The organism is Chryseobacterium tagetis (assembly GCF_016735585.2).
Classification (GTDB): Bacteria; Bacteroidota; Bacteroidia; order Flavobacteriales; family Weeksellaceae; genus Chryseobacterium; species Chryseobacterium tagetis.
In genome coordinates, this window is sequence record NZ_JAERSE020000002.1 from 767291 (window position 1) to 781301 (window position 14011).

The 14011-nt window shown below is 34.5% G+C and carries 17 protein-coding genes; 13 read left to right on the top strand and 4 right to left on the bottom strand.

Annotated elements, in window-relative coordinates:
* Positions 1-76 precede the first annotated feature (76 nt).
* The 9 genes from JI747_RS08985 to JI747_RS09025 all read left to right on the top strand — a co-directional run bounded on the left by JI747_RS08985 (position 77) and on the right by JI747_RS09025 (position 7924).
* Entirely contained in the window at positions 77-562 is a 486-nt protein-coding gene (locus tag JI747_RS08985; RefSeq protein WP_225687876.1) for an energy transducer TonB, read from the top strand.
* A 3-nt stretch (positions 563-565) separates the two neighbouring features.
* Positions 566-982 (top strand): energy transducer TonB, encoded by a 417-nt coding sequence (locus tag JI747_RS08990; RefSeq protein ID WP_225687878.1) that lies wholly within the window; start codon positions 566-568, stop codon positions 980-982.
* Entirely contained in the window at positions 972-1715 is a 744-nt protein-coding gene (locus tag JI747_RS08995) for an energy transducer TonB (RefSeq protein WP_225687880.1), read from the top strand. The genes JI747_RS08990 and JI747_RS08995 overlap by 11 nt, the downstream gene beginning before the upstream one ends.
* 148 nt (positions 1716-1863) lie before the next feature.
* Positions 1864-3300, top strand: a complete 1437-nt coding sequence (gene miaB / locus JI747_RS09000) for a tRNA (N6-isopentenyl adenosine(37)-C2)-methylthiotransferase MiaB (RefSeq protein ID WP_225687882.1) — start codon at positions 1864-1866, stop codon at positions 3298-3300.
* Positions 3301-3360: 60 nt separating this feature from the next.
* A complete protein-coding gene (locus tag JI747_RS09005; RefSeq protein ID WP_225687883.1) occupies positions 3361-3789 on the top strand; it encodes a hypothetical protein in 429 nt (142 codons plus the stop codon).
* A 76-nt stretch (positions 3790-3865) separates the two neighbouring features.
* Positions 3866-5167, top strand: a complete 1302-nt coding sequence (locus JI747_RS09010; RefSeq protein WP_225687884.1) for a sigma-54 interaction domain-containing protein — start codon at positions 3866-3868, stop codon at positions 5165-5167.
* 62 nt (positions 5168-5229) lie between these two features.
* Entirely contained in the window at positions 5230-5736 is a 507-nt protein-coding gene (locus tag JI747_RS09015; protein WP_225687885.1) for an LptE family protein, read from the top strand.
* Between the two features lies 1 nt (position 5737).
* Positions 5738-7723 (top strand): hypothetical protein, encoded by a 1986-nt coding sequence (locus JI747_RS09020; protein ID WP_225687886.1) that lies wholly within the window; start codon positions 5738-5740, stop codon positions 7721-7723.
* 9 nt (positions 7724-7732) lie between these two features.
* Positions 7733-7924, top strand: coding sequence for a hypothetical protein (locus JI747_RS09025; RefSeq protein ID WP_225687887.1), 192 nt, complete (start codon positions 7733-7735; stop codon positions 7922-7924).
* Positions 7925-7982: 58 nt separating this feature from the next.
* Here JI747_RS09025 and JI747_RS09030 read toward each other — a convergent pair whose 3' ends face one another.
* The 4 genes from JI747_RS09030 to JI747_RS09045 form a co-directional block, all read right to left on the bottom strand.
* Positions 7983-8588 carry a DUF4126 domain-containing protein gene (locus tag JI747_RS09030; RefSeq protein ID WP_225687888.1) on the bottom strand — a complete coding sequence of 202 codons (606 nt, stop codon included), beginning with the start codon at positions 8586-8588 and terminating at the stop codon, positions 7983-7985.
* A gap of 53 nt (positions 8589-8641) precedes the next feature.
* On the bottom strand, positions 8642-9016 hold the full coding sequence (gene rnpA, locus JI747_RS09035; RefSeq protein ID WP_225687889.1) for a ribonuclease P protein component: 375 nt from the start codon (positions 9014-9016) through the stop codon (positions 8642-8644).
* 116 nt (positions 9017-9132) lie between these two features.
* Complete coding sequence (locus tag JI747_RS09040) at positions 9133-9858, bottom strand: tRNA threonylcarbamoyladenosine dehydratase (protein ID WP_225687891.1); 726 nt, start codon at positions 9856-9858, stop codon at positions 9133-9135.
* Positions 9851-10477: a TatD family hydrolase gene (locus JI747_RS09045; RefSeq protein ID WP_225687893.1), complete on the bottom strand. Its 627-nt coding sequence runs from the start codon at positions 10475-10477 to the stop codon at positions 9851-9853. The genes JI747_RS09040 and JI747_RS09045 overlap by 8 nt, the downstream gene beginning before the upstream one ends.
* 97 nt (positions 10478-10574) lie before the next feature.
* Here JI747_RS09045 and JI747_RS09050 point away from each other — a divergent pair, with 97 nt between their 5' ends.
* The 4 genes from JI747_RS09050 to coaBC all read left to right on the top strand — a co-directional run bounded on the left by JI747_RS09050 (position 10575) and on the right by coaBC (position 13994).
* The gene (locus JI747_RS09050; RefSeq protein WP_100377689.1) at positions 10575-11204 is read left to right on the top strand and encodes a TetR/AcrR family transcriptional regulator; all 630 of its coding nucleotides are present in this window, start codon (positions 10575-10577) and stop codon (positions 11202-11204) included.
* 103 nt (positions 11205-11307) lie between these two features.
* Positions 11308-12303, top strand: coding sequence for an outer membrane protein assembly factor BamD (locus tag JI747_RS09055; RefSeq protein ID WP_225687895.1), 996 nt, complete (start codon positions 11308-11310; stop codon positions 12301-12303).
* 41 nt (positions 12304-12344) lie between these two features.
* A complete protein-coding gene (locus JI747_RS09060) occupies positions 12345-12668 on the top strand; it encodes a DNA-directed RNA polymerase subunit omega (RefSeq protein WP_225687897.1) in 324 nt (107 codons plus the stop codon).
* Positions 12669-12791: 123 nt separating this feature from the next.
* A complete protein-coding gene (gene coaBC / locus JI747_RS09065) occupies positions 12792-13994 on the top strand; it encodes a bifunctional phosphopantothenoylcysteine decarboxylase/phosphopantothenate--cysteine ligase CoaBC (protein WP_225687899.1) in 1203 nt (400 codons plus the stop codon).
* The last annotated feature ends 17 nt before the right edge of the window (positions 13995-14011 follow it).

Genomic DNA, 14011 nt, shown 5'->3' on the forward strand with positions numbered 1-14011 from the left:
AACTTCTCTCTATAGCTAAGTTCTTTTTTTTGGTGTAATTTTGGTAGTTGTAATTAATAATCTAAAAAAGATACTTATGAAAGCAATAGCATTATTTATAGGGCTTTTTGTGGCAAACTTTACTTTTGCACAAACGGATCTGGAAGATAGAGACGATTCTTTTATTGTAGAAAACAACAAGAATCTTTTAAAAATAGATATCAAAGAACCTTTTTTACAGATCGCAGAGAAAAACTGTAATGATTTTAAAGCGGCGAGTTATGAAGGCGGAGCTGCGGCTTACAAAGAAGTATTGAAAAAATATATGTATACCTATCTTAATTCTGACTTCTATACATTATCAGGAGACTTTACCTTTACCTTAACGATTGATGCTAAAGGAAAAGTGACCGATGTTTCCGGAGATCCAAAAGTATTGAATAGTGAGGTTTTCTTTGATGATATGCAGTATGTTGTAAGAAGAATTAAAAAAAACTGGACTCCCGCTACCTGCAATGGGCAACCTGTAAAATCTGAAATGAAACTTAAGATGAACTTTTCATCTATGTCTGCGGATATGTAAATTATGAAAAAAACTATTATAACCTTACTCTTATTCTTTATTGGTTTTAAAGGATATTCTCAAGAAGCTCAAACTCAGAAAGAAAATATAACAACCTCACAAAGTGCTGAATTTCCAGGTGGAGATTCAGCTTTTGCTAATGAATTTCTGCAAATGGTTCATGCCTATATTGATCTGCAGAAATATGCTGTGAATGGGAAATTTGTTTTCGTTTTTGACGTGAATCCCGATGGTAAAATTGGAAACCTTGATGTCTTACCCAAAGTGAAAAACAGTGAAATGTTTATTGAAGATATGGAATTCGCTATCAAAAAAGTAAAAAAGAAATGGAAACCGGCGATGAAAGATGGACAGCCGGTAATTTCAAAAAAAATAATTAAAATCAATTTTACTACAGATCATTTTGACCATGGAGATTAAAAAACTATTCTTCCTATCATTAGCAGTTTTATCATTAAATATATTTGGACAGACAGCGGCATCAAATTTATATTATTATCCTCATGATCAGCAACCTTATCAAGGTGGCGATGTGCAGTTTTATAGAGATTTTCATCAGATTTTGGTTGAAAATAACATAAAACCATGTGAAAATAAGGACGAAATTTATTATTTAAGAGTTCTTATTAATGAAGATGCTTCTGTAAAATATGTAAAAGACGATACCAATAAAGAGTTGGCGGAAAAAAATAAATGTGCTTATGATTTAGGCTATCAGGTTATTAAACACATGGATAAATGGAATCCTGCAACCATAGATGGAGTGAAAAAACAGGCTGTTGCTGGTTTTATTATTAAACCAAATGATTTATTTGGAAATGATGAAGAAAATTATGCTCCTAAAGAAGAGCCGGCTTTGTTCGAAAATCGTTCAGACGGAATAAGCCGATTTCGGAATGAAGTTGTGAAAAAAATTGATCTTAATGGATTTCAATGGAAAGAAGGGTTCAAACTTGTAATGATGTTTGTAATAGATACTGATGGTACTATTTCGGATATAAAGTTTGAACAGTCTTCGGGTGTTCCTGAATTTGATGCAAGAATAGTTAAAGGAATAAAAAGCATTAAAAAGAAATGGAAACCTGCTACAATAGGAGGGATTCCTGTGAAATACAGATTTAGACTTCCCTTAGCGTTTAATGCTTCCAAGTAATTGAATTGTTTTGAAATTTAATTAAAATAAAGCCCTGACATTCTGTCACAATATTTTGTATCTTTGCAAATTAATTCAAAAGTTCAATGTTTAAAAAATCAGGTCGGAAAACCTTGAACTTTAAATCTTGAACCTTAAACAGACAGTTGTGCAAGAAAAATATATAGACGAAACAAAACAAGGAGAAGCTTTTGCAATTGCAGAAAGAGAGGGGAACTCTAAGAAATTATTCTTGGAGAGCTATGGTTGTCAGATGAATTTCTCTGATTCTGAAATTGTTGCATCAATTCTTAACGAACAAGGATATAATACCACTCTGAAAGTAGAAGAAGCAGATCTTATTCTTTTAAATACATGTTCGATCCGTGAAAAAGCAGAACAGACAGTGAGAATGCGTCTTTCTCAGTTCAAAAATCTGAAGAAAGAAAAACCCAATATGACGGTAGGTGTTCTTGGATGTATGGCTGAAAGACTGAAAACCAAATTTTTAGAAGAAGAACAATTAGTTGACCTTGTTGTTGGTCCGGATGCATACAGAGACTTGCCTAATTTATTGAAAGAAACAGAAGATGGGAGAGATGCTATCAATGTAATTCTTTCAAAAGAAGAAACTTATGCAGATATTAATCCCGTTCGTTTAGGAGGAAATGGCGTTACAGCTTTCGTTACCATTACGAGAGGTTGTGATAATATGTGTACGTTTTGTGTAGTTCCGTTTACGAGAGGTAGAGAAAGAAGCCGTGATCCGCATTCTATTTTGGATGAATGTAAAGATCTTTGGAACAACGGATATAAAGAAATTACCTTATTAGGTCAGAATGTAGATTCTTATCTTTGGTATGGAGGAGGTCCTAAAAAAGATTTTGCCAAAGCATCAGAAATGCAGAAAGCAACCGCTGTAGATTTTGCGCAATTACTTGATTTAGTTGCTAAAGCTGTTCCTGAAATGAGAATCAGGTTCTCGACTTCAAATCCTCAAGATATGAGTCTTGATGTATTCAAAATGATGGCAAAGCACGAGAATATCTGTAAATATGTTCACTTGCCGGTTCAAAGTGGAAGCAATAATATGCTGGAAGCGATGAACAGACAGCATACCCGTGAAGAATATTTAGACTTAATTAAAAAAGCGAAAGAAATTGTTCCGGAAGTTTCATTTTCTCAGGATATGATTGTTGGTTTCTGCAACGAAACTGAAGAAGATCACCAGGATACATTGAGTTTGATGAGAGAAGTAGAGTATGATTATGGGTATATGTTCGCTTATTCAGAAAGACCGGGAACTCCGGCTCACAAGAAGATGGAAGATAACATTCCGGCAGACGTTAAACAAAGACGTTTGGCAGAAGTAATTGCTTTACAGGGAGAATTATCAAGAAACCGTATGAAATCTTACGTGGGAAAAACGCATAAGATCTTAATAGAAGGGATCTCTAAAAAGAATAAAAACCAGTGGAAGGGAAGAAATTCCCAAAATGCGGTTTGTGTATTCGATATGTTGGAAGGTCAGAAAATTGGTGACATTGTGGAGGTTTTTGTATTCGACAATACGCAAGGCACACTTTTGGGGGAAACTGTGAAATAATCTTTCCTAGAAATTACATTAAACAAATTATTATCATTATTAACTTTTAAAACTCAGACAATGGAAAAATTTCAGAAATATTGCCTCAGTGTTTTATTGGTAATAATTTGCAGTAATATTTCAGCACAGATCAACAATGGTTCTCTTGAAAACGAAGATTGTAGGTTTTATGAAATTTACAATCAGTTTTTAAACCATGAATGTGAAGGGTCGCAGGAGTTTTGCGTAAAAGAAAAAGCAAGACCCAATTTTGCCATTCATCATAAGCAGAATATCATTGATATTGTTGGGAAATCTTTTTTTGAGAAACAGCAATGTCGATCTTGTAAAAATAAGGTAGAAGTCAATTTTTCTGAAAAAGAAAAACATAATCTCCTTTTAAAGAACTTTGAAAAAAGCAGCAAAGAAAATCTCTTTGCTAAAATTCTATATTTTAAAGCTAAAGTTACAAAAGTTAGAAATAAAGATGATTTGAATTCGATTGGTTAAAATTTAATCCATTTTAAACTAATTCAATATCTACATACCGTAGATCAAATTTAAATCAACAATTTAAAATTTACTTATGAGTAACGAGTTACAAAATATAAAAAACCGTTTCGGAATCATTGGAAACTTTCCGGCTCTAAATCGTGCCTTAGAAAAATCAATTCAGGTTGCACCTACAGATATCTCAGTCCTTGTGATTGGAGAAAGTGGAGTAGGAAAAGAATTTATTCCCAAAATTATTCATTCAGAATCCAAAAGAAAACATCAGCCTTATATCGTTGTAAACTGTGGAGCCATTCCGGAAGGAACAATCGACTCCGAATTATTCGGTCACGAAAAAGGAGCATTTACAGGAGCAACGGCAACAAGAAAAGGATACTTTGAAGTTGCTGACGGAGGAACCATCTTTCTTGATGAGGTAGGAGAATTACCCCTACAAACACAAGTCCGTTTGCTGAGAGTCTTAGAAAGCGGTGAATTTATGAAAGTAGGATCTTCACAGGTGCAGAAAACGAATGTAAGAATCGTGGCCGCTACCAATGTGAATATGATGAAGGCGATTCAGGACGGTAGATTCCGTGAAGACTTATATTACCGTCTGAATACCGTTCAAATCGATATGCCTGCTTTAAGAGAGCGAAAAGGGGATATTCATCTGCTGTTCAGAAAATTTGCAATTGACTTTGCAGAAAAATATAGAATGCCAGAATTAGAGCTTGAACCAAGCGCTGTTCATTATATTGAAAACTATACATTTCCGGGGAATGTTCGACAGTTGAGAAATCTGGTTGAGCAAATGACGGTGGTGGAAAGAAACAGACATGTTACCGTAGAGAAACTGGCTGAATATATTCCTATGGATGCCCATTTGCCAATGGTTGTCAATCAGCCGAATTCCCAAAAACAAAGTGATTTTGGCAGTGAAAGAGAAATTATGTACAAAATTCTCTTTGATATGCGAAATGATATAAATGATTTAAAATCCTTAACTTCGGAATTAATAAAGAACCGCGGAACTACAGATCTGAGCAATCATGAAAAAAATTTGATCAACAGAATTTATACTCCTGAAACACAGCAGAATGTAGCGCCGAACTCTTTGTTGTATTTTGAAAATCAAGGCAATAATAATCAGCAGATTCAACATATTCAAAATCCTACCATTATCGCTAATCCTGATGATAATTTTGAAGATTTTGAGGATATAGAAATAGAAGAAAATAAACCGGAATCCTTATCGCTTCAAAACAATGAAAAAGATCTGATTGTTAAAGCATTGGAAAAGCATAACGGACGCAGAAACAAGGCAGCAGACGAACTGGGAATTTCGCAAAGAACTTTATACAGAAAAATAAAACAATATAATTTAGAAGATTAATATTGAAATCGAATTAGAAAATGAATTTTAAAGTTAAAAATATCAGAATAAACCAGCCAAAAATGATTTGGCTTTTATTGCTTTGTTTGAATGTACTGCATTCCTGCTATAGCTTTACAGGGTCGTCCCTTAAAGATGAAAAAACCATTCAGATCAATGAATTTCCGAACAATGCAGCACTGGTAAACCCGGCGTTGTCACAACAGTTCTCTACAGATATTCAGAACAGGTTTTTACAAAGAACTACGCTGAAAGGAACCAAGCAGAGTCCTGATATTTTAGTGGAAGGAGAAATTACAGATTATTCAATTAATCCTACTACGATTAGCTCAACCACTTCTACCACGAGTGCAGGAGTTATCCAAGATTCACAGAATAAATTGACAATTACTGTGAAAGTTCATTATGAAAATAAATTGCATCCTGAACTGAGTTTTGACAGAACGTACTCTGATGAAGCTACTTTTAACAGCAGTTTGTCTCAAAGTGATATAGAAGCAACTCAGGTAAAAATTGTCAACGAAAGAATTATTAATAAAATATTTAACGATATTGTAGCAAACTGGTAAGATGAATCCTAGAGTTTTAGAGCTATTAAAAAATCCAAAAAACATTCAGCCGGAAGATATACATCTTTTGAGAGGGGAGATTGATGCTTTTCCCTATATTCAAAATATCAGAGCACTGCATTTGTATGGAGTGCATCTGTATGAAAGAGAGAACTATCAGAAAGAGCTTTCCACAACAGCTGCGTATACCACAGATAAAAAGATTCTTTATCAGCTTATCAACGGTAAAATCCAGCAAAAGCCTAAACCGAAGGTTGAAGAGAAGCCTGTTCCGGAAAATAAAATAGAAACAGATTTAAAAGAAGAAGCTCCTAAACAAAATTTTTACCAAAACAGCAGTTTTCCTTTAAGAAGAGATAGCGAAAATGGACCCATTAGTAACGATGGAGTTTCATGTGACTTTCAATCAGCTGGTCAGGAGGCTACTTACTTGTATGTAAACGGAGAAAAAAACCGGATTTTATTTGAAGGAGAAGAGAATTTCCTTACAGAAGAAAATACGCATATAATTACACTGGATGCTGATTCTTTGAACACTGCAAACCATGACGCTTTTGAAGAAATAGAAGAATCTGAACCGGAAACCATCATTCAAGAACAAAACATTGAATCTGAGCCTGTAAAAGAAGAAGTTCTGGAAGAACAGGAAGTAAGCTTCCAGGAAATAGAAACATTACAGCCGGACGTTCAAATCGAATCTAATGAACAATTTGAAGCGGTTGAGGAAATAGAAGTAAAAGAAGAAGATAAAGCAATAGAAGCAGCAGAATTTACTCCTGAAAAGATCATTGATGAAGATAAAATTTCAACAGAAAAAGAAAATATTCAGGATAAAGAAGAGTTAAGCTTTCATGGGATGGAATCTTTCTTGCCGGAAGTGAAAATTCAGGCAAACAATGCTGAAGAGATCATTACAGAAATTTCTCAACCCAATCTCAACAAACATGAGGACGAAATGCGCCGTCTGATAGAAGAAGTTGAGAAAAAAATGAAAGAAAAAGCAGTTTCTGAGAAAATAATAGAAGAAGAACCGAAAAATACGGATCACGGAATCAGCTTTGCAGATACTCAAAGTTTTGAAACGAAAACAGTTGTGCCTGAAGCTGAAGGAGAGGTGAAACCGGATAATATAATTATTGAGGCTCAACCTGAAGTTATTGATAATATTATAGAGACGGAAAAAGAAAATATTGAGGAAAAGCCGGTCGTTGAAGAACATACAGAAGTGAGATCTGCATGGAAACCGATGTCCTTTGAATCAAACCTTCCGGACTCTTTACTTAATAAACCTGTAGAAACAGCGAATCCAAAGATAGAAATACCACAGGAAACAATATTCAGGGAAGAAGAGGTTTTATCGAAAGTAGAAGAAACGTCTGAATTAATTGATGATATTCCTGAACAAAAAGAAGAGCCTATAGAAGAACTTAAAATAGAGGAAGAAACTCCGCAAACGTCAAAAGAAAATAAAGAAGATGTTCCCGTGATGAATGTTTCTTTCTTTAGCTCAAACTGGACGATTGCCCAACCTGAAAAAGAGGTTCAGAATAAAGAAGAAGAAAAAGAAGAAATTCAGAAAGAAAAGATCGAAGAAGCTTTACCTGAAGTGCCAAAGAAAAATCTTTTGGACAGTAATGTTCCCGGATTTATCAATACATGGCAGAGTTGGCTGAAAATCGACAGAGTAGAAGATGTTGAAGAAAAAGAAAAAGAAGAAACGGAAATAAAAACTAAGGCGATCGAAGTCTTTATTGAGAATAATCCGAAAATCAGTCAATTAAGAGAAGAAAGCAGTTATGTGGTAAAGGAAAAGAATGACGATATTTCTCACTTAATGACTGAAACACTGGCAACACTATATTTTGAGCAAAAGCTATATACAAAAGCTATAAAAGCATTTGAAATCTTGATTAAAAAGAACCCGGAAAAAGAAGAATATTTTAAAAATAAAATCCAGGAAATAAAAGATTTCCGTAGTAAAAACTAGATTTATTATATGAGCCTACTTATTATTACTCCTTATGAAATACTATTGTTCACAGTTGCTGTTATTGTATTGTACATTGTAGCAATTTCGACACTCTTTAAAAATAAATCAGGTATTTTGCCTTATCTGGCGCTTATCTTATTTCCTGTCTTTGGTCCTCTCGGGATTGTTTTTGGAAATTATATGAAGAAAATAAAATAAAAAAGACGGCTGAAAATTCATTTTCAGCCGTCTTTTTTTATAGTTGAAATGAAATTTTTCAGTCTGAACCGGTACTTTTATTACCTCTCAGCTTTTTCCATGCTTTTCTTCCGATGGAAAGAGCAATAAAAATGAAAATGATAGCAAGTATAGCGGCAATAATAGGAGCGGCCATTGCTAAAACTGACATAAGCCCTGCTCCTGCGGTTTCAGTAGTTCCTACCACAGGATTTCCCAGTCCGCCTGTTGTTGCTGTAGAAGCGGCCCGAATTCCGGCAAATCCGGTACTGATTGTCGCAGCCGTTCCTCCCCCTGCAATCAAAGCTAAAGCCCATTGAGGAAATGTACCTAAATCGGCAAACTGGCTTGCAAATAAAATAGAACCCGCTATAGTTGCCATAGGAATAGAGATAGTGTCCAAAAGGTGGTCTAAAAAAGGAATATAGTACGCCAGAATTTCAAAAACGGTTGCAACTCCCGTTGTAATGAGTGTCGGAAGACCGGCAAGCCATTCAAAACTTTCATTCATAGGAATCCAGTGAAAATAAGAGGCTAAACTCACCGCAAAAAGAGGAAGAAATACCCGAAATCCGGTGGCAGCAGCCAAACCTATACCAATAAATGTACTCAGGATATAAGGAAAGTAAGGAATATTATCTAACATTTTATTTCTCAGATTAATAGTTCCTCTTAAAGGTACAAAAAATAGATAAATGGTTACGGCCTTTTTTGAGACGTACAAAGGTTTATAAATTGCTCCTCTACCTCTTTAAATTTTGCTGGGATTTCAGAAGAAACCCAAAATAGCATGGCAAAGGTTTTCTCTCCGAAAGTTTCTTTAAACAGACCTTTATTTAAACGATATGCTTCCCTTAAAAGTCTTTTGATACGGTTTCTGTGAACCGCTTTTTTGAAATATCTTTTAGAAACCGAAACCCCGAATTTTGCCTGCTCAATAGAAACTGTAGGCTTTTCTTTCAGGACAATGATCCTTAAATTTCCACAGGTTTTCCATTTACCTTTTTCGAAAAGTAAAGCGATTTCAGTCTCTTTTTTGAGTTTTTCGGCTTTGGAATAGTTGAAGTTTGTCATTTACGGACTGTAAATATAGGGGAATTTTAATAGAGATGCTTTGATTTTGCTCAGGATAAGGTTTTAAAAATTTCAGTCTGAGCAGAATCAAAGCATTTTATGGATGTTTAAAAAGTTTACTCTTTCTTTACAAGATGATTAATAACTTCAGCAGCAGCATACAAACCGAAAATAGCCGGAATATAGCTGATTGTTCCGTAAAAAGACCTTTTATAATTGGTACCGTCAGTCATTTTTAAACTCTCTTCATTTTGAATTTCATTAGAAAACACACAACGGATTCCCTTGTTTATTTTCTCTTTTTTCAGCCTTTTTCTTATCTGTCTTGCTAAATGGCAATTGTGGCTTTTACTGATGTCTCTTACCATTACTTTGCTTGGGTCGACTTTTCCGCCGGCTCCCATAGAGCTTACTACCTTTATCTTTCTTCTTCTTGCAGCAATCAGTAATTTAAGTTTGGGAGTTACGCTGTCGATACAGTCAAGAATATAATTGAAGTTTCCTTCATCAAGAACCTGATCCATTCTTTCAGGATTCAGAAATTCATTGATTTTAATTAAAGCCAGTTTAGGATTAATGTCTAAAAGCCTTTCTCCTACAACTTCTACTTTATGTTTTCCCACAGTTGAATGTAGCGCCGGAAGTTGTCTGTTAATATTGGTGATATCCACAGTGTCGCCATCTACAATCGTCATATTTCCAACTCCGGCTCTCGCAAGAAATTCTGCTGCAAAAGAACCTACACCTCCCAATCCGACAACCAAAACGTTTGCTTTATTTAGCTTTTCCAATCCTTCCTCTTTGATGAGAAGTTCCGTTCTTTCCAACCAGTATTTATCCATGTCCTATGTTCTCTAAATTTTCTAAAATATGTTCATTCAATACTTCCAAAGAAATACCTTTTATATCGGCAACTTTTTCATACAATGTTGCTATTTCAAAATCTTCGTTGTCGGTTTCCAGAAAGATTCTGTTTAAAGGGGTAATTTTCAAAGTATTCTGCAAAGATAAATTATACAAAACGGCTTTTCCAAAACTCAGATAAAAATTATTTTTAAGAAGATCATGTGCAATGCTTTCTTTTTTATTGAATCCGTGAATAATCATCGCCTGATTTGCCTTCCTTCTAAAAGAAATTACTTCATAGAATTTTCGTACACAATGAATGATGAGAGGTTTTTTCACCTCATTGGAAAGCTCTATCTGTTTAAGAAATACCTCTTCCTGAATTTTCTGATCAATAGGAACAAATGAGTCTAAGCCACATTCCCCGATCGCAATGCAATTTTTAAACATCATGCTTTCCATCCATTCAAACTGACCCTTTATATCATGAATATCAATATCCTTAGGATGAATTCCGATAGAATAGGAGAAATCGGGAGGGATTTGTTCTATATCCAAATTATAAATTCCCTCTCTGATGTACTTCTTATGATGATGAAAATCAAAGTAATTCATGATCAAAAATACGAATTTTAAAACTCGGGTCAACAATTCTAAACAAACGTTTATAAATATGTTAAAAATTTCCTAACTTTACTCAAACTCGACCCTCATGAGAAAAAAGTTTACTGAAAAGCAGATTCATATTTTAGATATAGCAGAAGAACTTATTGCAAAAAAAGGATATGAAGGAACTTCTGTAAGGGATATTTCTTCGAAAGCGAATATAAATGTGGCAATGATCTCGTATTATTTTGGATCTAAGGAAAAAATGATGTCCTATCTCTATCAGTACAGGGTTTTGAAAACAAGAGAGAATTTTTCAGAATTTGCTGATACGATTAAAGACGGGAAGCCGGAGATGCAGATGAAGGAAATGATTAAATTCATCGTGACCCAGCTTTTTAAATACAATTATTTTCATGGGTTCGTCACTCAGGAGCTTAGGCATACGGATAATTTGAAAGATGAACTGTTGGATTTCTATCAGCTTTTTGTGAAAAAAATAGATGAAGTAATCAAAAAAGGAGTAGCTTCCGGTGTATTTACCTTTACTCCAAAACCTGAAGATATCTTAACCACCATTATCGGGTCTACCTTATTTGTGATTAGAAACAGAAATTTTTATGAACTGTATGTTCCTCATAAAAATGACGAAACGTATGCAAAAGAAGCTGAGAAAAAAATCAGAATGAATCTTTTATTAAGTGTTTTTGCAATTTTGGGATACGCTGCAGACTAAAATTACGTTAAATAATCATAAAAAAAAATCTTTTGACAAAAAAGTTATATTTTTGCAAATTAGTAAATCGGCTTTAAAATCCGAAAACTGTTGAATTTTTTATATGAAAAAATATATTTTAGGTCTTTTTGCACTATCTGTTGTTGTATCATGTGTGAGCCAGCAGGAAAGAGCTATGAAGAGTGCTGATAAAACTTACATTTTAAAGGCGGCAAACGAAAATTTTGCAAAAAAGAAGTGGAAAAATGCGTTGGCTCTATATGACAGACTTACCAATTTGGTGGCAGGGACGGATGATTTTCCTAATGTAGGTTTCAACACGGCCTATGCAAACTATTATGATAAAAGTTATAAACTTGCAGGGCATCAGTTTAAGAATTTTGCAGTAAGTTTTCCTAAAGATCCTAGAGCAGAAGAAGCGGCATATATGTCTGCATTGTGCTATTATGAGGGATCTATGGATTACAACTTAGATCAGTCTAGTACAGAACTGGCTATTAATGAGCTTCAGGATTTTATTAATAACTATCCAAACTCTGAAAGGTCAAAAAACATCAATACATTGATTGATGAACTTTCTTATAAATTAGAATTTAAGGCATACGAAAATGCAAGACAGTATTTCAAAATGGGAGATTATAAGTCTGCCAATGTTGCGTTGGAGAACGTTTTGGAAGATTTCCCAAGTACAAAGCTTCGTCCGAAGATTTATGACTTTATCATGAAGTCTCGTTATGAACTGGCTGTAAAATCTGTATATGATCTGAAAGAAGAGCGTATTGAAAGTGCTATTTCTTTTACAAAACAGGTAGAAAAAGATCTTCCTAACACAGACTATGCAAAAACAGCTTTAGATCTGAGACAAAAACTGGAAAGAGATAAGAAAGATTTTGCCGTTGTAAAGAAAAATGTAGAAGCTAGAATGGCGATTCTTACAGAGAAACAGAAGAAAGAAGCGGCTAAGCTTGCAGATAAGGCAAAAACCGAGCAGCAGCTGAAAGATCAGATTTCTGCTGAGAAAAAAGCAATGCAGATTCAGAGAGACAGTGCGGCGCTTCAGACACCTCCACCTGCGGCGACTTTCAAAATTCAAAGATAATTTGTAAATTTGCCATCTTAAAATAAAATAAATTTCTCAAAATGAGCGTAAAAGATACAAAAGCAGAAGTAAATACAATTACTTACAATAAAGACAAGATTGAAGATAAAGTAGGTTCAATCTATGAAGCTATTGTTATCATGGGAAAGAGAGCAGAGCAGATCAATGCAGAAATTCGTACAGAATTACACAATAAACTGGATGAATTTGCGGTTCACAACTCTACATTGGAAGAAGTTTTTGAAAACAGAGAGCAGATTGAAATCTCTAAACACTATGAAAAACTTCCAAAACCAACTTCTATCGCAATTGAAGAATGGTTAAATGATGATGTATATTTCAGAAAAACAGAAGATAGAAAGTAATTATCTGTCTTTTAAATATAGAAAGGTCATAGAGGAATTCGTTTCTTTATGACCTTTGCTATTTTATATAATGGCTGTTAAAGGAAAAATAAGTAAATTAGTGATTCAAAAAAATAAAACTCAATGAGTGTTTCCGGCAAAAAGATACTGATCGCCGTTTCTGGAGGAATTGCAGCCTACAAAATTCATTTCTTGATAAGAGACTTTGTGAAAAAAGGAGCAGAGGTTCAGGTTATCATGACTCCCGATGCAGAAAAATTTGTTACTAAACTAAGCCTTTCTACCTTGTCAAAGAAACCGGTGTATACGGATTTCTATGGGGATAACGGAACGTGGAACAGTCACGTAGAACTGGCATTATGGGCAGATGTAATCATTGTGGCTCCATGTACTTCCAATACATTGTCGAAAATGGTTCACGGAACCTGTGATAATTTGCTGATTGCAACCTATATGTCGGCGAAATGCCCTGTATTTATTGCACCTGCAATGGATTTGGATATGTACCAGCATCCTTCCACCAAGAAAAACCTTGAACTGGCAGAAAGCTACGGTCATTACATCATTCCGGCAGAAAGCGGTGAACTTGCGAGTGGATTGATAGGACAGGGAAGAATGGCAGAACCTGAAACCATCGTAAAAAAGATTGAAGAGTTTTTTAATTCCACTCAACATAAAACGTTAGAAGGAAAAACAATTCTTATTACTGCAGGGCCAACCTATGAAGCGATTGATCCCGTTCGTTTTATTGGAAATCATTCCTCAGGAAAAATGGGATTTTCTTTGGCAGAAGAAGCGGCAAAAAGAGGAGCGAAAGTTATTTTGATTTCCGGACCGAGTGCAGAAAAAACAAATATTCAGAACATTGAAATTCATAGAGTAACATCCGCAAAAGAAATGCTGGAAGAAGTGTTTCAGTTCTATGAAAATGTAGATGTTGCTATTGCCAGTGCAGCGGTTGCAGACTATGCACCGAAAGAAGTGGCGAAAGAGAAAATCAAGAAAAATGATGATAATTTAACCATAGAACTCATTAAGAATCCGGATATTCTGAAAACAATGGGTGAGAAAAAGAATCATCAGTTTTTGGTTGGATTTGCTTTGGAAACGCAGAATGAAGAAGAAAATGCCAAAGGAAAATTAGAAAAGAAAAATCTGGATATGATCGTTCTGAACTCTTTGAGAGATGAAGGTGCCGGTTTTAAAAATGATACCAACAAAATAAAAATCTTCACAAAAACAGAAAAAACAGAATTTGATCTGAAATCTAAAGACGAAGTAGCTAAAGATATTTTCAACTTTATTGAAAATCAGCTATTAAAATAATTTTTATAAATTTCCGT